We start from the raw sequence: 18,231 nt of genomic DNA, 5'->3' as shown, positions 1-18,231 counted from the left end.
TCACTCCTCCTCCCGCTCACTGTCAAAATCGTCATCCAGCAGGCCCGGGATGGGGGTGACGAGGAGATAGCCCTCCGGCGGGTTGCGCTCTTTCAAAAAGGCATCCACCCCGGGGAACATATATTCCTTGCCGCTGGGGGCCTTGACGGTGTAGATATCCTGTGCGCCGGGGTGGTCCACGCTGGTCACCACGCCGTACACCTTGCCGGTATCGGCATCCCGCACTTCACACCCGATGAGGTCGGCCACATACCACTTGCCCGCAGGCAGGGTGGCATCGTCACGGTCAAAGTAGAACACCTGCCCCTGCAGGGCACGGGCGGCATCCATATCGCTGACCCCTTCCAGCTGGAGCAGGGCCATCTGCCCCTGGGGGCGGATGGAGGTGATCTTGTAGCACCTGCCGCCCTGGGGGGTGGTGTACAGGCGGCCCACCTTTTTCAGAAAGGCCACGCCGTCGCACCACAGCTCCAGCTTCATCTCGCCGCGCACACCGTGGGTGGTCACCACCTTGCCGGCTTCCAAGTATTTCTGCATTGCTTTTACTCCTTTAGCATCCTCACCCTCTCCGTCATTGCTACGCAATGCCACCTCTCCCGAGGGGAGAGGCCTTGGCAGTCACCACAAAGTTTCTGGTTTTGCCAAGGGCTCCCCCTTTGGGGGAGCTGGACGCGAAGCGGCCTGAGAGGGCGAGCTGCCTAATAATACAAAAAGGCCCCTTGCCTTGCGGCAAAGGGCCCGTAGGGTGCTCAGTCGATCTCAACAAGGACCTTTTCATCGACCCGCACAGCAGCCGCGCGCATCACCACACGAATGGCTTTTGCGATCCGGCCCTGCTTGCCGATGACACGGCCCATATCTCCCTCTGCCACGCTCAGGTGGTAGACGATGGTGCCGTCCTCGCGGGGCTCGTCCACCGTAACCTTGACGGCTTCCTTGTCCTCCACGAGACCGCGGGCAACTGCCAGCAACAGCTCCTGCATGAGTCAGCCCTCCTACTTACAGAATGTTGGACTTCTTCAGCAGAACGCGGACGGTATCGGTGGGCTGTGCGCCGTTGGCGATCCAAGCCTTGGCCTTCTCAGCGTCGATCTTCACCTCAGAGGGCTCCTGGTTGGGATCGTAGGTGCCGATCTCCTCGATGAAACGGCCGTCGCGGGGGAAGCGGCTGTCAGCAACAACAACACGATAGAAGGGAGCCTTCTTAGCGCCAACGCGGCGCAGACGAATCTTAACTGCCATGGTAAATATCCTCCAAAAATGTTTGTGCCCCGTTCGGGGTTTGATTAAATCTATCTGTACAACCCCTGCGGGGTGTATACCATTGTTATTTGAAGCCGCGGAAGGCATTGGGGTTGCCCATCATGCCGCCCAGGCGGCGGGCAAAGCCCTTGGGGCTCTTCTTGAACTGCTTCATCATCTTCTGCATCATCTCAAACTGCTTGAGCAGCTTGTTGACATCCTCCACCCGGGTGCCGCTGCCCGCTGCAATGCGGCGCTTGCGCTTGGGGTTGATGATGGAGGGCTTTTCACGCTCTTCCTTGGTCATGGAATAGATCATGGCCTCGATGCGGTCAAAGGCTTTCTCGTCGATCTGGCTGGCATCAATGCCGGACATACCGGGCATCATGCTCAGCATGGCACCTGCACCGCCCATCTTGCGGATCTGCGCAAACTGGGCCAGCATGTCATTCATATCGAACTTGTTTTCCATCATCCGCCGGGCGGTCTCTTCTGCGGCCTTTTCATCGGCGGCATCCTGCGCCTTCTCAATGAGGCTCAGCACATCGCCCATGCCCAGGATGCGGCTGGCCATGCGGGAGGGATGGAACACTTCCAGATCGTCCAGCTTTTCGCCGGTGCCCTGGAACTTGATGGGCTTGCCGGTGACGCTCAGCACCGAAAGTGCCGCGCCGCCGCGGGTATCACCATCGGTCTTGGTCAGGATGATGCCGTCGATGCCCACCGTCTCGTTGAAGGTCTTGGCAACATTCACAGCGTCCTGGCCTGCCATGGCATCCACCACCAGCAGCGTCTCGTCCACGGGGACAGCTTCCTTGATCTGCACGAGCTCCTGCATCAGGACCTCGTCGATCTGCAGCCGGCCGGCGGTATCCAGGATCACAATGTCGTTGCCGTAATCCCTGGCGTGGGCCAGCGCCTTGCGGGCGATCTCCGGGGGCTTGGCACCCGGCAGCGTGAACACGGGCGCACCTGCCTGCCCGCCCACCACCTGCAGCTGGTCGATGGCGGCGGGGCGGTAGATATCGCAGGCCACCAGCATGGGGCGGCGGCCCTGCTTGATGAAGTATTTGGCAAGCTTGGCTGCGTGGGTCGTTTTACCGTTGCCCTGCAGGCCGCAGAGCATGATGATGGTCTGACCCTTGTTCTTGACGATCAGGCGGGGGGCTTCCTCGCCGCCCATCAGGGCAACGAGCTCCTCGTTGACGATCTTGACCACCTGCTGGGCGGGGGTCAGGCTCTCCATGACCTCCTGACCCATGGCGCGCTCGGAGACCTTGGCACAGAAATCCTTGGCAACCTTGTAGTTGACATCGGCTTCCAGCAGGGCCATCCGCACCTCGCGCATGGCGGCTTTGATGTCGGCCTCGGTCAGCTTGCCGTGGCCGCGCAGCTTTTTGAACACACCGGCAAGGCGGTCGGTCAAGGATTCAAATGCCATGTTCGGTGCTCCTCTCAAAATAGTAATGGTGTCAGCTCTCGTTGACTTCGTCGATGGAGCGGATCAGCCCCAGCATCTTGTTCAGCGTTGCTGCATACTCAGTGGTGGTGAGCCTGGCATAAGGGCCGGTGCACTCGAACCGCGCGTCAATGACCAGCTGTTCCAGTTCCTCCAGCTTTTCCTGCACCCGGCGGTAGCGGCCTGCAAAGCCGACCTTGGCTTCCAGCTCTTTCAGGGTGGTCTCGCCATGCTTGATGGCATCCCGTGCGCCCTGACGGGTGATCCCGAAGTTTTCCCCGATCTCACTGAGGGAGAGGTCGTCGTTGTAATACTGGTTCAGCATCTCGCGCTGCTTGGGCGTGAGCACCTCGCCATAAAAATCGAGCAGATAGCCCATTTCAAAGTCTTTTGCCATGATGCGTTCTGCCCTGACCTCCATTTGTTGTAAAGTTCATTTGCTTTACATACGGAGTATAGCAGACATTCTTTTCCTTGTCAAGGCTTTTTTCCATCACTCTGCTGATTTTTCGGCAGGTTTTTCTCCATTTTGTCCAATTGCGGCTTGACGCTGGGCACAGGATGCGCTACCTTATAGATATTAAACCTCTCAGTCTAGGCCTGATGGCTTTGCCAGCTCCCCTAACAGGGGAGCCCTTGGCATGGCAGACAGTTCTGTGCTGACTGCTCAGGTTTGCGTAAGGGAGGAATTTCGTGGCAATCTATCCAAACATCTACCAGACCCTGGTCCCCTGTCCGATCGTGGAGCTGCGGGGCTATCTTGCCGCCTGCGGGCTCAAAGGGCGGCTGTATGCTTACCTTGATTATAATGGGCCCACCGGCACGTCCCGCGATTCGGTGGCCGAGGGGATGCTGGCCCTTGCGGCGGAAAAGCACAAGCTGCTCCCGGGCCAGCCCATCATTGAAGCGGCCTCCGGCTCCTTTGCCATGGCGCTGGCCCTTGCCGGGCGGACGGCGGGCCACCCTGTGGTGCTGACCATGCCGGAGGATGCCCCGGCCCTGCGGCAGGAATACCTGCTCCGGCTGGGGGCACAGATCCTGCATTCCCCCGCCCAGCGGGGCCTTGCGGGGGCCCGGGCGCTGGCAGAGACCACCGCTGCCGAAAAGGGCTGGTACTATATGAACTGGCTTGCCAACGACGATAACCCCGAATACCATCGCCGGGTGACCGGCCCCGCCATCGTGCAGGCCATCTCCCGGGAGGGCCGCAGTCTCGTGGACACCATCACGGTCGGCGTGGGCAGCGCGGGCACCATCACCGGCGTAGGCGAGACCATCAAGGCCTGGACCAACGATGTCCGCATCGTGGCCGTGGAGCCCTTTGAGAATCAGGCTCTGGGCGGCGGCTTCACCGGCGGGCACGGCATCCCGGATATCGGCTACGGCATCGTGCCGGGCAATTACAACGCCTATGTTGTGGATAATGTAGCCGCCGTTACCAGCACCGATGCCAACCGCGCTGCACAGCGGGTCCTTGCCACCGATGCCATTCCCGCCTCCCCTGCCGCCGGTGCAGCCCTCCACGCCGCTGCACAGCTGATTGCCACCGGCACCAGCCGCTCGGCGCTGGCTATCTTCAGCGGACGGCAGGCATTTAATCTATAAAGAAAAGAGAGTTCCAAATGACCAAGGATATGACGACCGGCCCGATCACACCGCTGCTGGTCAATTTCACCATTCCCCTTGTGCTGGGTAACCTGTTCCAGCTGACCTATAACGCCGTGGACAGCATCATTGTCGGCAAATTCGTGGGCGAGGATGCCCTTGCCGCCGTGGGCACCTCCAACCCGCTGATGACGCTGGCGATTTTGTTCATCAACGGTGTCTGCCTGGGTGCAGGCATCCTTGTCAGCCTGGCGTTCGGGGCAGGCAACACCGAGCTGGTGGAGCGTCAGGTCTCCACCACCGCCATTGCAGGCTCCGTCTTTTCCCTGGTATTTTCGCTGACCTGTGTGATTTTGGCAAACCCGCTGCTCCGTCTGCTGCAGGTGCCGGAAGAGATCCTTCCCATCGCTGTGAACTACCTGCGCATCGTGTTCGGCGGGCTGCTGTTCACCTTCTTCTATAATTTCCTCGCCGCCACCATGCGTGCGCTGGGCGACAGCAAAAGCGCGCTGTACTTCCTGATGATCAGTTCGGTGCTGAACATCGGCGGCGACTTGTTCTTTGTTGAGGTGCTGGATTGGGGCTCCGAGGGATGTGCCCTTTCCACCGTGCTGAGCGAAGCGCTCTGCTGCGTGTTCTGCCTGATCTATATCCGCTGGAAGGTCCCTGTGTTGCAGCTGGGCAGGCGCTGGTTCATTTTTGACTCATCGCTGCTGAAAAAGACCATCAGCTACGGCTGGACCAGCGCCATGCAGCAGGCCACTGTTCAGCTGGGCAAGATCGCCATTCAGGCCATCGTGAACACCATGGGTGTCAACGCCATGGCAGCCTTTGCCGCCGCAGGCCGCATCGATGACTTTGCCTATGTGCCCCAGCAGAACATCGGCCATGCCACCACCACCCTGATGGCCCAGAACCGCGGTGCAAGCAAAAAAGAGCGTGTCCGCGCCAGCTTCTTCTGCGGCCTGAAGCTGGAGTTCCTCTACGCCATTTTTATCACCGCTGTCTGCTTCTTCTTTGCCGAGCCCATCATCCGGCTCTTCGTCACCGATGCCGCCGTGGTGCATCTGGGAGTGCGCTTTTTGAAGCTGGTCTCTCTGTTCTACCTGATGCCCTCGCTGACCAACGGCATCCAGGGCGGCTTCCGCGGCCTGGGCGACCTTAAGATCACCCTGAACAGCAGCACGCTCAACATGGCAGGCCGTGTGGCGGCCGCTGCCGTCTTTGTGCTGCTGATGAAGATGGATATTGAGGCCCTGCCGTACAGCTATGTTGTGGGCTGGATCCTCATGCTGGTCTATGAAGCCCCCATGATGGTGAAGTATCTGCGGAAGGGCGATCTGTAAGCCCGACACCGCCCCGGGCAGGTCTTTTCTCTCACTCAGTCCGCTCGATCTCCCGGTACAGCCATTCCAGTGCATCAGAGATGCCGCCCAGCTGATCGATGAGCTTTTCCTTTACGGCCTTTTTGCCGTCCAGCATGGTGCCCACGTCCATCACCAGCTCACCGGTGCGGAGCATCAGCTCCGAGTAGCGCGCTGCCGTAATGCCGCTGTGGCCCGCCACAAAGCCGGTGATGCGCTCCTGCATCTGCTCGAACCACCGCATGGTCTGGGGCACGCCCAAAATCATACCGGAGTGGCGGACCGGGTGCACCGTCATGGTCGCCGTGGGCACGATAAAGCTGCGCCGGGCGCTGACTGCCAGCGGGATGCCGATGGAGTGGCCCCCGCCCAGCACAACCGTGGCACTGGGCTTTGAGATGCTGGCAATGAGTTCTGCCAGCGCCAGCCCGGCCTCCACGTCCCCGCCCACGGTATTGATGAGCACCAGCAGGCCCTCCACAGCGGGGTCCTCCTGCACTGCCACCAGCTGCGGGATCACATGCTCATACTTGGTGGTCTTCTGGCCCTGCGGGGCCTCCACATGGCCCTCGATCTGGCCGATCACGGTCAGGCAGTGGATGGCATGGGGGCCGCGGGTGCGCCACACCGTGCCCAGATCTTCCAGCTGCTCTTTCTCCAGCCGCTGCTGTTCGGTGGTTTCCTTTTCATATTCCGGCATGTTGGCTCCTCCTCAGGGTGTTTTTTTCAGTGTTCCCGGGGATCGAAGCAATATGCGGCGGCTAAGATTTCTTTACTTTGAAAAAAATTGGCCCAGAGGATTTGACATTCTGTCTCATTGCAGTATACTTTATACTAAGAATAAGATTGACAAGTATATATCATTATTGTTCAGAAACTGTCTTAATCGCCGGTGCACCTTGCAGGGCGCAAAGAGACCGGCATTCCCTTTGGATGAAAGGAGAACCATTTCCATGAACAATCCCGGCAAAGCTTCCCTTCCGGTGATCAAGCGCCTGCCCAAGTACTACCGCTACCTGCGGACGCTGAAGAACGACGGCATCACCAGCATCTCCTCCCGCGAGCTGGCCGCCCAGATGGGCACCACGGCCTCTCAGGTGCGGCAGGATTTCAACTGCATCGGCGACGTGAACGGCCGCCAGGGCATCGGCTACTCGGTGGAGAACCTGCTTTCCATCCTGGAGCATCTGCTGTTCGGCAACGGTGACCTGCTGCCCACCATCCTCATCGGCTGCGGCCGGTTGGGCAAGGCAGTCAGCCGCTTCATCACCACCGACACCAACGGCTACAAGCTGATCGCCGCCTTTGACAATTCCCCCAGCGAGGTGGGCAAAGAGATCAACGGCATCCGGATCTTACACGTTGACGAGCTGGAGGCCTTCTGCGCAGAGCATAAGCCTGAGGTGGCTGTGTTCTGTGTGCCCCGCAGCGGTGCGGAGGAGCTCAGCGGCCGGCTGGTCGAACTGGGCATCAAAGGCTTCTGGAACTTCTCCCACTATGACCTGTCGGTGCCCTACCCCGAAGTGGTGGTGGAGAACGTCCACCTGGGCGACAGCCTGATGAGCTTGGGTTACCGCCTGCGCAATCAGGACTGATCTATCATCTATTCATAACGTATCACAGAAAACAGGCAGCCCTCTCCCCCCGAACGAGCAGAGAGGGTTGCCTTTTTATGAGGAGAGCAACTATGGCGAAGCTATACTTCCGATACGGTGCCATGAACAGCGGCAAAAGCACCGCGCTGATGCAGGTGGCCCACAACTACGAAGAGCAGGGGATGCGGGTGCTGATCCTGAAGCCCCAGGTGGACACCAAGGGCGGCGGCGAGCTGGTCAGCCGCCTGGGCGTGCGCCGCAGGGCCGACCTGCTCATCCCGCCAGAGGTGGATGTGTTCGAGGCCGTGCGCGCCGCTTCTGCCGGGGAGCAGCCGCTGGCCTGTGTTCTCTGCGACGAGAGCCAGTTCTTTACCCCGGCACAGGCCGAGCAGCTGTTCATGGTCACGGTAGACCTGAACATCCCGGTCATCTGCTACGGCCTGCGGTCAGACTTTTCCCTCAAGGGCTTCCCCGGCTCCACCCGTCTGCTGGAGCTGGCCCACACCATTGAGGAGATGAAGACCATCTGCACCTGCGGGCGCAAGGCCACCTGCAACTGCCGCAGGGTCAATGGGGAGTTCGTCTTTGAGGGCGAGCAGGTCGCCATCGATCTGGAAAATGATGTGCAGTATGTCAGCATGTGCCCCCAGTGCTATTTCAAGGCACGGCGGGCGTTTTACGCCAAACGGAACGCACAGTAAGTGTCGATTTCCGGCAGGCACAGGAGCCCTCTCCTGCGTGAGATCCCAGATCTCCCAAAAGATTTTTACAGTTTTCAGAGCGCTGCCCAGCCGGGCGGCGCTCTTTTTTGCCTGCCGCCTTCCAAAGTGATATATCAGTTGTATCCCACGGCGAACGTTTTTTGCACAATTGATATATCAGTTTATAAAACAGCGATATCGTCACTTTTTTCACATGTTGTATACAACATTATACCGTCAATTTCGCAAAAAGTTACAAAACCATTGCAATTTTAGAGGTTCTGCCACACTCTCTCGGCCCGTTTCTATGCAATCTATCCAATTATGCAGATTGTATATTTTTTCGCTCCAAGTTTATTCATTTCGGCAATGCCGTCAAATCGCCGCAAATCACGAGAGCAATATTTGTTCGTTTTTTGTCCGTATCACTTCAATTTACATCTTTCTTTTTCCCAGCCCTTTTGTTATCATATTTGTATACAACGAGCCTTGTGCAGAAAGGCCCGCTCGATGTTTTTTGATTTATTAGGAGGAGAACAACAATGAGCAAGGCAATTTCCCGTCGTGATTTCCTGAAGGTCACCGGTGCTGTTGGTGCAGCTGGTCTGCTGGCTGCCTGCGGCGGCAATGGCGGCGCTGCTTCCAGCACCGCTTCTTCCGCAGCCGAGGCTGCTTCCGTGGCTGGCTTGAGCAGCGATCCCGTTACCCTGACCATGAGCTGGTGGGGCGGCGAGTCCCGCCACAACGCTTACCAGGAGGCCCTGAAGGCTTTCTCTGCTGAGCACACCACCATCACCGTCAACCCCACCTTCGCTGCATGGTCCGGCTGGGAGGACACCATGTCCACCAAGTTTGCAGGCGGCGTGGCTGAGGATGTCTGCCAGATCAACTGGAACTGGCTGTACAACTACTCCGGCAACGGCCAGACCTTCCTGGATCTGAACAGCGTCACCGATTACCTGGATATGTCCCAGTGGGACGACGCAAAGCTGGGTGCCTGCAACGTTGCAAATGCACAGCAGTGCGTGCCCATCTCCATGACCGGCCGTATCTTCTACTGGAACATGACCACCTTTAACAAGGCTGGCATCACCGAAGTTCCCGCCACTGAGGATGACCTGTTTGCAGCCGGCAAGGCTTTCCAGGAGAAGCTGGGCGATGATTACTATCCCCTGCACCTGGGCGCATACGACCGTATGATCCTGATGGTGTTCTACCTCGAGTCCAAGTACGGCAAGGACTGGGCAGATCCCACCACCTCTACCCTGAACTACACCGCTGACGAGATCGCCGAGGGCATCGACTTCATCAAGAGCCTGGTCGACGGCCACGTCATCATGCCGCTGCCCACCTACTACGGTGCAAACGGCGACGGTGCTACCCACCAGTCCAACGAGTGGATCACCGGCAAGATCGCCGGCATCTTCGAGTGGGATTCCGCTGCTTCCAAGTACCAGGACGCTCTGGACGAGGAGAACAAGCCCGGCTTCACCGTTGGTGAGGAGATCAAGTTCGGCGATTACAACGGCGGCTTCTCCAAGGTCTCCATGGGCATGGCCATCACCAAGACCTGCAAGAACCCCGCTGAGGCTGCTACCCTGATCGAGTACCTGTGGAACGGCGACGGCGCTGCCATCATGGGTTCCGAGTGCGGCATCCCCGCTTCCAAGGCTGGTCTGGCTACCGCTCAGGCCGCCGGTAAGATCAACGAGCTGGTCGCTGAGGCAAACGGCAAGGTCATGAGCTTTGTTTCCTGCCAGCTGGATCCCCTGTTCGAGTCTTCCGATCTGAAGGCTACCGGCACCGGCACCTATCAGGAAGTGTTCGATACCGTCGACTACGACAACAAGAGCGGTGCAGATGTCGTTGACGTTCTGCTGGACGGCATGTCTGCTGTTGGCTACACTGTCTGATCTTCTTTGCTGACCTGAGTCAAATTACATATCAGGGGCATCGTCCACCCGTAGGCCCGATGCCCCTTTTTTCTCAGGCACAGGTTACAATTCTCTGACAAATCTGTTGCCAAAGTGTGACATAAGGTTTGTTGCACTGATTTTCACCAAAGGAGGATCCCCGGATGAAAGAAAGCAAAGCGCCCTCTCTCGGGCGTACCCCCGCACAGAAGTTCCTGGATAAGTGGCAGGGTCTGATCTACCTGATCCCCTGGATCATCGGCTTTGTCGTGTTCAAGGCCATCCCCTTCGGTCAGTCGCTGTATTACAGCTTCACCGACATGAACTTCTTCAACGGCATCCACCAGTACGGCGTGATGAACTACGTCACCGCCTTCTCTGATGCCAAGGTCACCAAGGCTCTGGTCACCACCTTCAAGTACGCGTTCATCACCGTGCCCCTGAAGCTGATCTTTGCTCTGTTCATCGCATACATCCTGAACTTCAAGATCGCCTGCGTGAACCTGTTCCGTACCGTTTACTACATCCCGTCCATTCTGGGCGGCTCCGTTGCCATCGCCGTGCTGTGGAAGGCCGTTTTCCGTGATGATGGTCTGGTCAACACCATCATCCGCGCCATCACCTTCGGCCACGCACAGGGCCCCTCCTGGCTGAGCGACCCCAACTATGCGCTGTGGATCATCTGCTTCCTGCGCATCTGGCAGTTCGGCTCCGCCATGGTGCTGTTCCTGGCCGCCCTGAAGGGCGTGCCTGCAGACCTGTACGAGGCTGCCACCATCGATGGTGCCGGTAAGTGGAAACAGTTCTTCTCCATCACTGTTCCCATGATCACCCCCATCATCTTCTACAACCTGGTCACTCAGATCTGCCAGGCTTTCCAGGAGTTCAACGGCCCCTTCATCATCACCAACGGCGGCCCGCGCAACTCCACCACCCTGATCTCCATTCTGGTTTACAACTACGCCTTCAAGTCCAACCAGATGGGCATGGCTTCCGCTCTGGCCTGGATCATGTTCGTGATCGTCTGCATCCTCACGATCATCGCCTTCACCAGCCAGAAGAAGTGGGTCTACTACTCGGATGAAAGGTAAGGTGTGACAGTATGGGAATGAAAGCATCCAACGCCATTGCGACGTTTTTTAAGTATCTTGTCCTAATCCTGGTGGGCCTGATCATGATCTATCCCCTGCTGTGGATGGTCAGCGCTACCTTTAAGGACAACAGCGAGATCTTTGCAGGCATCGGCCTGTGGATCAAGAACCCCACCCTGGAGGGCTACAAGAACGCGCTGAACAACTTCGGCGGTTCCATCAACATCCTGCAGGCCATGCTGAACACTTATTCTTATGTTCTGCCCAAGGTCATCTGCACGGTGGTCTCCTCCTGCATTGCAGCTTACGGCTTTGGCCGTTTCGACTTCCCGGGCCGGAAGATCCTGTTCAGCATCATGCTGGCCACCCTGTTCCTGCCTCAGGTCGTTCTGAACGTTCCTCAGTTCCTGCTGTACACCAAGTTCGGCTGGGTCAACAGCCCGTTCTATCTGGCCATCTGGGTCCACACTGCATTTGCAACTGAGACCTACTTTGTTTACCAGCTGGTGCAGTTCATGCGCAATGTCCCGCGCGATCTGGACGAGGCTGCCGCCATTGATGGCTGCAACTCCTTCCAGACCCTGTACAAGGTCATTGTCCCCATGCTGATGCCCGCTCTGGTGTCCTGCGCACTGTTCCAGTTCATGTGGAGCTGCAACGACTTCATGGGCCCCCTGCTTTACGTGCAGACCCCTGCAAAGTACCCCATGTCCCTGTTCGTCAAGCTGTCCATGGACGGTGATACCGGCTTTGCCTGGAACCGTATCCTGGCCCTGTCCCTGATCTCCATCCTGCCGCAGCTGATCGTTTTCTTCTGTGCACAGGATCAGTTCGTCGAAGGTATCTCCGCCGGTGCTGTCAAGGGCTAAGCACCCCCTCTGCGGACAGAACCATTGACTTTCGATGAATAAGCAACGCCCCCTGTGCTGTGCACAGGGGGCGTTGTTCTTATCCACGGTGGCTCTTGCGGTACTGCAGCGGCCCCGTTCCCATCGTCTCGCGGAACACGCGGCGGAAATGGGCGGCGGAGGCAAAGCCGGTCTGCTCGGCCACCGCGCTGATGTTCAGGTCGGTGCTCTCCAGCAGACGCTGGGCAGCCTCGATGCGGCGGCCATTGATGTAATCCACAATGGACTGGCCCGTGACCCGCCGGAACAGTCGGCTCAGATAATAGGGCGACAGGTAGAACCGCGCAGCCACATCTGTCAGGGAAAATTTCTGCTGGTAGTTGGCTGCAAGGTAAGCGCAGATCTGTTCCACCGTCTCGTTGCGGGGGCGGATGTCCTGCTTTTCACTGCGGCACTCCTGCTCCACATAGTGCAGGATGAGGGTCAGATAGATCATGCCGGGGCTTTCCGGCTCGCTCTCGGCGCTCTGCATCATGCCCAACAGGGTGCGCAGGCGGCCTGACCACTGCACCGGGCCGTACAGGGCCGTTTGTGCTCCCGGCTCGAACAGCGGCATGAAATCCCGCTGCATCAGGTTTTTGAGCACCGGGAGAACGCCCGCGGGGAACCGGCAGCCGAGGAGCTCGGGGGCAATGTGGCCCGCCTGCTGCAGCAGGCCCCCGCCGGGGCCCAGCAGCAGCACACAGCCCGGGTTCACCAGCAGGCTCTCGCCGCCCCGCACCAGCGTAAAGCTGCCGCCGGACACCAGAATGATCCGGCAGATCTCCTCCTCCTCAGCCAGCTCATACTGGCCGGTCTGGAACCGCAGCGCCTTTGCCGTTACCCGGCCGCTCCATTTTTCCCGTTCCGCTTTCATCCGCACACCCCATTCAACAGTTTCTTTTTCTCAGTGTACCATGCCCACCACCTGCGGGCAACCCCCTACTCAAACACACTTTACATGGTCAAGTGTAAAACATGCCCGCCACCTGTGGGCAACCCATAAATCTTTCAACATCCAAGGAGGCATCCTGTTTATGAAGCTTTCCCTGATTCGTTCCATGACCCGCAGTGCCGTGTTCGAGCTGGAAAACGGCCTGTGCTATCGTCCGGCTCATCCCTTCACCGTCCAGCTGAACGGTGAGACTGTTTACACCGCCTGCGAGACCAATGTGTTCTCCCTGTTCAGCCTGCTGCCCGGCATCCCCTACACGGTTGCCGTGCAGGCTGAGGGCGAGACCCTGACCCTCGATTTCACCACTGAGGCTGAGACCTTCTTTGTAGACGCATCCCGCTACGGCCTGGTGGCTGATGGCACCACCGACAACACCGGCAAGCTGCAGGCTGCCCTTTCCACCTGCCCCAAGGGCGGCACGATTTATGTGCCCGCCGGGCGCTACCGCACCTCCAGCCTGTTTATGAAGAGCTGCACCACCCTCTACCTGGAAAAGGGCGCTGTGCTGCTGGGCGACAACGACCGCACCCACTATCCCATCCTGCCCGGTGTCATCCCCAGTGAGAACGAGGTGGATGAATATTACCTGACCGGCTGGGAGGGTAACCCGCTGGACAGCTTTGCCGGTCTGCTGAACATCACGCAGGTGCACGACGTGGTGGTGACCGGCGAGGGCACGCTGGACTGCGATGCCCAAAACGGCGACTGGTGGATCAACCAGAAGGTCAAGCGGATCGCATGGCGGCCCCGCGCGGTGGCCGCGGCGGACAGTGAGAATGTCTGCCTGCACGGCATCACGGTGCAGAACAGCTACTCCTGGACCATCCACCCCATCTTCGTCAAGCATCTGGATCTGCTGAACTTCAACATCAACAACCCCTACAACGCCCCCAACACCGACGGCATCGACCCCGAGAGCTGCGAGTACATCCGCATCATCGGTGCGAACATCCATGTGGGTGACGACTGCATTGCCATGAAAGCCAGCAAGGTGTTCCTGGGCATGAAGCTGAAAAAGAGCTGTGAGCACACTGTGATCCGGAACTGCCTGCTGGACAAGGGTCATGGCGGCATCGTCATCGGCAGCGAGATGAGCGGCGGCGTGAAGGATATGGTGGTGACCCAGTGCCTGATGGACCACACCGACCGCGGCCTGCGGGTCAAGACCCGGCGCGGCCGCGGCAACACCGCCGTCATCGACGGGCTGGTGTTCCGCAATGTGGAGATGCGCGGTGTCAAGGCTCCCTTTGTCATCAACATGTTCTATTTCTGTGACCCGGACGGCCACAGCCCCTATGTCCAGTGCCGCGATGCTATGCCGGTGGATGAGTACACCCCCAAGCTGGGCAGCCTGACCATGGAGGATATCGTGGCCACCGACGCACAGTTCGCGGGCTGCTACTTCGACGGCCTGCCTGAGCAGCCCATCGAGCGCGTCTCCATGAAGAATGTCACCATCACCTTTGACCCCAACGCCGAAGCCGGTCAGGCCGCCATGGCGGACAACCGCCCCAACGTGAAAAAGCTGGCCATCTACGCGGAGAACGTCAAGGAGATCGACCTGCACAACGTCAAGATCACCGGCTACGAGGGCGAGCGCCTGCGCTTTGCCAATGTCGGCCATTTCGAGGAGGACTGACCCATGACCCATGAAGAAATTCTCACCCTGCTGGGCGATTATGTGGACTACCTGATCGCCAATTCCAGCGCCGAGGCCCCCATGTGGAACATTGAAAAGGTGCGCAGCGGCAAGCCCAACAAGTGGAACTACATCGACGGCTGCATGATCACGGCCTGCCTGAGCCTGTACAAGACCACCGGGGACGAGAAGTACCTGAGCTTCTCCAAGGACTTCATCGACTTCTTTGTGCAGGAGGATGGCTCCATCAAGACCTATGACCCCAAGGAGTATAACCTGGACAACGTAAACCAGGGCAAGAACCTGTTCACCCTGTACGACATCTTCGGGGATGAGAAGTACCGCCGGGCCATTGACACCATCCGCAGCCAGCTGCTCACCCAGCCCCGCACCAAGGAGGGCAACTTCTGGCACAAGGATATCTACCCCTGGCAGGTCTGGCTGGACGGCACCTACATGGCCCAGCCCTTCTACATGGAGTATGAGACCCGCTACAACAAGATGCAGGGCTGCATTGACAGCTACAAGCAGTTTATGAACATCAAAAAGCACATGCGGGACGAAAAGACCGGCCTGTACTACCACGGCTACGACGAGAGCCGCCAGATGTACTGGGCTGACCCCGTGACCGGCTGCAGCCCCAACTTCTGGCTGCGGGCCATGGGCTGGTTCATGGTGGCCATGGTGGATGTGCTGGAGCGGATGGACGAGCAGCTGTACAACGAGTACCGCGGCATCATGGCACAGCTCCGCCAGACCATTGAGGATGTGCACAAGTTCCAGGACGAGGAGACCGGCATGTTCTGGCAGGTGATGGATCACCCCGGCGTGGAGGGCAACTACCTTGAGACCAGCGGCACTGCCCTGTTCGCCTATGCGGTGCTCAAGGGCGTGCGCCTGGGCTACCTGCCCAAGCGGATGGCTGCCTGGGCTGAGAAAGCCTTCTACGGCACCTGTGACAGGTACCTCTCCAAGAACCCGGACGGCAGCCTGCAGCTGGATGGCATCTGCCTGGTGGCAGGTCTGGGCGGCAAGGACCACCGCGACGGCTCCCTGGCCTACTACTTCAGTGAGCCTGTGGTCTGCAACGATGCCAAGGGCGTAGGCCCCCTGGTGCTGGCCTACACCGAGATGATCGCCCGCAAGTAATACACGACACAGCAAAAAACGAACCGCCATGGTGACAGATGCCATGGCGGTTCGCTTTTACACTTTTTTCTTCGAGCACCCATCGTCCGGGTGCACATTCAGTATACCCGGACAGGTGCCCCCTGTAAAAGGTATCTTTTGTATTGCTGTGATATGTTTTTTGTATGGCTCACACTTCCGTGTGGGAGGCCGCGCTGCTGTCCTCATTTTCCTCATCGAGGTTCGGGCCGGTGCCCTCGTCCAGATCAAGGCGCAGGCGGTCGCTTTCCGCACCATTCAGGCCCCGCTCCTGCCGGGCATCGTATTCGATCCAGAACTCCTCCCGGTGCAGGGCAAAATCAAAGGCTGCCATCAGGCAGGCCCCGCCAAAGGCGCTGACCATCAGCACGATGCAGAGGAGCACCGAGAGGAAATCGTACTTCCAGCGCTGGGGCCTTGCGGCAAAATACAGCACCTCGCACCCCAGCAGGATCAGCCCTGCCGCCGGGGCGATCTTCAGCGCAAGCTCCCAGTTGAAATGCGGCACAAAGAAATAGCAGAGGAACAGCACGCCGCAGGCGATCAGGCAGACTCCCAGCGTCAGGGTGCCCACCCGGCGCACCGGGGCGTTTTCCGGGGCCTTGAAGGCCGGGGTCTCTGTTGTGTTATTCTTCTTCTCGTCCATCGTCCTCATCCTCCGGGTCAAGGGTCACCTCACCGGTCGTATCCGGCTCTGCCTTGCGGGCAAAGTGATCCAGCAGGCTGGGCATCTTCTTTTCGGGCTGATACTCCTGAAAATCGGTCTCTTCCGGGGCGGCGGCTTCCGGAGCAGCCTTCTTTGCCCTGGGCCCACGCACCAGCCAGATGCCGCACAGGATCAGTGCCACGCAGAGCACAACCTCGGGCAGTTGATCCATCACCAGATAGATGGCCCGCCACACCGGAGCCTTCTGGCCCCAGCGCCACAGGATATCGCCCAGCGTGTTCATAATGATCTGCTCGTAGGCGATCAGCGCACCGATGGCGATCAGGCACCAGCCCACCAGCTTGTGGCTATCCATCATCATCCGGGCAAGGCGCTTATCCTGCGGGTCGAAGTGGACCAGATAATCGTCCTCCGGGGCGGTGCCCATGCTGATCTGGGCACGCAGGTTGAAGGTGTCGAAAAAGCTGTACATGAACACCACCAGCAGCGCAAACGCGATGGGCGGGATCAGCATGGCTGCCATGCTGATGGCAGCCGCCATCAGCACCAGCGAAAGGCCGCGCTTCATATATCCCTGATACATCTGGCCCGCGCCCGGGATAAAGGCAAACAGCAGGGTCAGGATGCCATTTTTCTTCATAATCGTTCCCTCATTTCTCTGTATTCGGGGTGTTGCCCGCGATCTTATCGGTCACATCCGTGAGCAGCTTGTGGAGCAAAGAGGAGCCTTCGCCGGCATAGCGGCGGTCCTGTTTTGTCTCCATGGGTCTCCCCAGCTGTTCCGGCGCGGCCTGCGGTCGGTCGTCCTCAATGGGGCGGTATTGCGGGGTGTTCTCCGGGGCCGGGTCATTCTGGCCGGGTTCCCAGAGCTGGCTCTGGTCGGTCTCCAGCACGGTCTCCCGCCCGGCACCATACTGGATGATTTGCTGCAGCGCCCCGCTCCGCCACAGGGTCAGGGCCAGCACAGCGGCCACACCGGCCACGGCAGCCCTGCCATAGGTATTCTGCATCAGGCGGGCCCAGATCGTGCCCATCACCGCGCCCTGCACGCTCCTTGGCGGTGTTTCCAGTGCGTCGGCGGTCAAAAGGGCCGTGTAGCGGTCCATGCACTGGTCACAATAAGAGAGGTGTTCGGCGGCTTCCAGCCTGCCCAGCTCATCCAGCTGGCCGTCCATCATGGCCCGGAAGCCCATGTCGGTCATGCAGCCATCTTCACGAAACAATTCCATCTTCGCTCCTCCTTTCCTGACGGATCTGCTCCGCCAGCATTTTCTTTGCCCGGTAGATCTGCGCCTCCACCGTCTTTTGGGGCCTGCCGCAAAGGGCTGCCGCCTCGGCGGCGGTGCGGCCCTCCAGCAGCATCAGGCGGCAGGGGGTGCGGTACGGCTCCCGCATCCCCAGGATCTTCCCGGTCAGGGTCTCCTCGCTCATGGCATCCAGCACCTGCTGCTCCGGGTCGGAGCCGGGCGGCGCGCCTTCCAGTGCAAGGATATCATCTCCCGGGGTGTTCACCCGGCGCACCCACGCACTGCGCAGGTAGTCCTTGGCTTTGTTGGAAGCGATACGCGCCAGCCACTGCTTTTCGTACCCGGGCGGGCAGCGGTCAATGGCCCGCCATGCGGCCAGAAAAGTCTCCTGTGCCAGATCCTGGGCATCGCCCTCGTCCGGCACCAGCTGGTGGCAGACCGTGTAGACCAGCCCCTGATACTGCCGCACCAGCGCATTGAATTCCAGTGTTGTCAACGGTCCGCATCCCTCCTTTCCTGCCGCTCTGTAATTGAATACGAAACAGAGCGCGGTTTTCCTGCAAAAATTTTGAAAAATAAAAACGGATAAACCTCTCCGGCATTGCGCTGCTTGGCTCCCCTATCAGGGGCAACAACAACGACCGCCGCCAGTGGCGGAAACAGGGAGGAGTTGTTGGGGCCGCGGCCAGCAATCCACAA

General features: G+C 59.2%; 20 protein-coding genes. 9 read left to right on the top strand and 11 right to left on the bottom strand.

The genetic code is table 11. The annotated features are described in order from the left end of the window. From rimM to P0G09_RS12835, 5 genes are all read right to left on the bottom strand, one after another. The gene (gene rimM / locus P0G09_RS12855) at positions 1–537 is read right to left on the bottom strand and encodes a ribosome maturation factor RimM (protein ID WP_275252871.1); all 537 of its coding nucleotides are present in this window, start codon (positions 535–537) and stop codon (positions 1–3) included. 212 nt (positions 538–749) lie between these two features. After that, entirely contained in the window at positions 750–983 is a 234-nt protein-coding gene (locus tag P0G09_RS12850) for a KH domain-containing protein (protein ID WP_005934928.1), read from the bottom strand. A 16-nt stretch (positions 984–999) separates the two neighbouring features. After that, positions 1,000–1,242: a 30S ribosomal protein S16 gene (rpsP, locus tag P0G09_RS12845; RefSeq protein WP_035394752.1), complete on the bottom strand. Its 243-nt coding sequence runs from the start codon at positions 1,240–1,242 to the stop codon at positions 1,000–1,002. Positions 1,243–1,327: 85 nt separating this feature from the next. Continuing rightward, positions 1,328–2,683 carry a signal recognition particle protein gene (gene ffh, locus P0G09_RS12840; RefSeq protein WP_005934930.1) on the bottom strand — a complete coding sequence of 452 codons (1,356 nt, stop codon included), beginning with the start codon at positions 2,681–2,683 and terminating at the stop codon, positions 1,328–1,330. A 31-nt stretch (positions 2,684–2,714) separates the two neighbouring features. Next, positions 2,715–3,098: a sigma factor-like helix-turn-helix DNA-binding protein gene (locus tag P0G09_RS12835; RefSeq protein ID WP_035394754.1), complete on the bottom strand. Its 384-nt coding sequence runs from the start codon at positions 3,096–3,098 to the stop codon at positions 2,715–2,717. Positions 3,099–3,394: 296 nt separating this feature from the next. On the opposite strand from P0G09_RS12835, the gene P0G09_RS12830 reads away from it, so the two are divergent. Both P0G09_RS12830 and P0G09_RS12825 read left to right on the top strand, forming a co-directional pair. Beyond that, complete coding sequence (locus P0G09_RS12830) at positions 3,395–4,306, top strand: pyridoxal-phosphate dependent enzyme (RefSeq protein WP_005934933.1); 912 nt, start codon at positions 3,395–3,397, stop codon at positions 4,304–4,306. Between the two features lie 17 nt (positions 4,307–4,323). Continuing rightward, positions 4,324–5,652, top strand: a complete 1,329-nt coding sequence (locus P0G09_RS12825; protein WP_275252869.1) for an MATE family efflux transporter — start codon at positions 4,324–4,326, stop codon at positions 5,650–5,652. 31 nt (positions 5,653–5,683) lie between these two features. Here the strand turns inward: P0G09_RS12825 and P0G09_RS12820 are convergent, their stop codons facing one another. Continuing rightward, positions 5,684–6,370 (bottom strand): ATP-dependent Clp protease proteolytic subunit, encoded by a 687-nt coding sequence (locus P0G09_RS12820; RefSeq protein ID WP_154277053.1) that lies wholly within the window; start codon positions 6,368–6,370, stop codon positions 5,684–5,686. Positions 6,371–6,623: 253 nt separating this feature from the next. Between P0G09_RS12820 and P0G09_RS12815 the strand changes: the two genes are divergently transcribed. The 5 genes from P0G09_RS12815 (at position 6,624) to P0G09_RS12795 (ending at position 11,839) form a co-directional block, all read left to right on the top strand. Further along, on the top strand, positions 6,624–7,265 hold the full coding sequence (locus P0G09_RS12815; RefSeq protein ID WP_275252868.1) for a redox-sensing transcriptional repressor Rex: 642 nt from the start codon (positions 6,624–6,626) through the stop codon (positions 7,263–7,265). Positions 7,266–7,357: 92 nt separating this feature from the next. Next, complete coding sequence (locus tag P0G09_RS12810; protein ID WP_005934938.1) at positions 7,358–7,966, top strand: thymidine kinase; 609 nt, start codon at positions 7,358–7,360, stop codon at positions 7,964–7,966. 542 nt (positions 7,967–8,508) lie between these two features. Next, positions 8,509–9,879 (top strand): extracellular solute-binding protein, encoded by a 1,371-nt coding sequence (locus P0G09_RS12805; protein WP_005934941.1) that lies wholly within the window; start codon positions 8,509–8,511, stop codon positions 9,877–9,879. Positions 9,880–10,043: 164 nt separating this feature from the next. After that, positions 10,044–10,970, top strand: a complete 927-nt coding sequence (locus tag P0G09_RS12800; protein WP_156060430.1) for a sugar ABC transporter permease — start codon at positions 10,044–10,046, stop codon at positions 10,968–10,970. 11 nt (positions 10,971–10,981) lie between these two features. Then, positions 10,982–11,839, top strand: coding sequence for a carbohydrate ABC transporter permease (locus P0G09_RS12795; protein WP_005934944.1), 858 nt, complete (start codon positions 10,982–10,984; stop codon positions 11,837–11,839). Positions 11,840–11,918: 79 nt separating this feature from the next. Here P0G09_RS12795 and P0G09_RS12790 read toward each other — a convergent pair whose 3' ends face one another. Further along, complete coding sequence (locus tag P0G09_RS12790) at positions 11,919–12,734, bottom strand: AraC family transcriptional regulator (RefSeq protein WP_005934945.1); 816 nt, start codon at positions 12,732–12,734, stop codon at positions 11,919–11,921. 160 nt (positions 12,735–12,894) lie between these two features. Between P0G09_RS12790 and P0G09_RS12785 the strand changes: the two genes are divergently transcribed. Continuing rightward, positions 12,895–14,451 carry a glycoside hydrolase family 28 protein gene (locus P0G09_RS12785; protein WP_275252867.1) on the top strand — a complete coding sequence of 519 codons (1,557 nt, stop codon included), beginning with the start codon at positions 12,895–12,897 and terminating at the stop codon, positions 14,449–14,451. Between the two features lie 3 nt (positions 14,452–14,454). Further along, positions 14,455–15,600 carry a glycoside hydrolase family 88 protein gene (locus P0G09_RS12780; protein WP_005934947.1) on the top strand — a complete coding sequence of 382 codons (1,146 nt, stop codon included), beginning with the start codon at positions 14,455–14,457 and terminating at the stop codon, positions 15,598–15,600. A gap of 169 nt (positions 15,601–15,769) precedes the next feature. Here P0G09_RS12780 and P0G09_RS12775 read toward each other — a convergent pair whose 3' ends face one another. The 4 genes from P0G09_RS12775 to P0G09_RS12760 are packed head-to-tail and all read right to left on the bottom strand — an operon-like array spanning position 15,770 to position 18,028. Then, complete coding sequence (locus P0G09_RS12775; RefSeq protein WP_275252866.1) at positions 15,770–16,264, bottom strand: hypothetical protein; 495 nt, start codon at positions 16,262–16,264, stop codon at positions 15,770–15,772. Beyond that, positions 16,245–16,925, bottom strand: coding sequence for a hypothetical protein (locus P0G09_RS12770; RefSeq protein WP_275252865.1), 681 nt, complete (start codon positions 16,923–16,925; stop codon positions 16,245–16,247). Before P0G09_RS12770 ends, P0G09_RS12775 begins: the two co-directional genes overlap by 20 nt. Before the next feature lie 10 nt (positions 16,926–16,935). Continuing rightward, positions 16,936–17,514 carry a hypothetical protein gene (locus P0G09_RS12765; RefSeq protein WP_275252864.1) on the bottom strand — a complete coding sequence of 193 codons (579 nt, stop codon included), beginning with the start codon at positions 17,512–17,514 and terminating at the stop codon, positions 16,936–16,938. After that, the gene (locus P0G09_RS12760; RefSeq protein ID WP_005934952.1) at positions 17,498–18,028 is read right to left on the bottom strand and encodes a sigma-70 family RNA polymerase sigma factor; all 531 of its coding nucleotides are present in this window, start codon (positions 18,026–18,028) and stop codon (positions 17,498–17,500) included. The genes P0G09_RS12765 and P0G09_RS12760 overlap by 17 nt, the downstream gene beginning before the upstream one ends. Positions 18,029–18,231: the final 203 nt, after the last annotated feature.

Origin of the sequence: Faecalibacterium sp. DFI.5.82 (genome assembly GCF_029076575.1) — a bacterium.
GTDB lineage: Bacteria > Bacillota > Clostridia > Oscillospirales > Ruminococcaceae > Faecalibacterium > Faecalibacterium duncaniae.
This window is presented reverse-complemented; position numbering and strand designations above follow the sequence as displayed.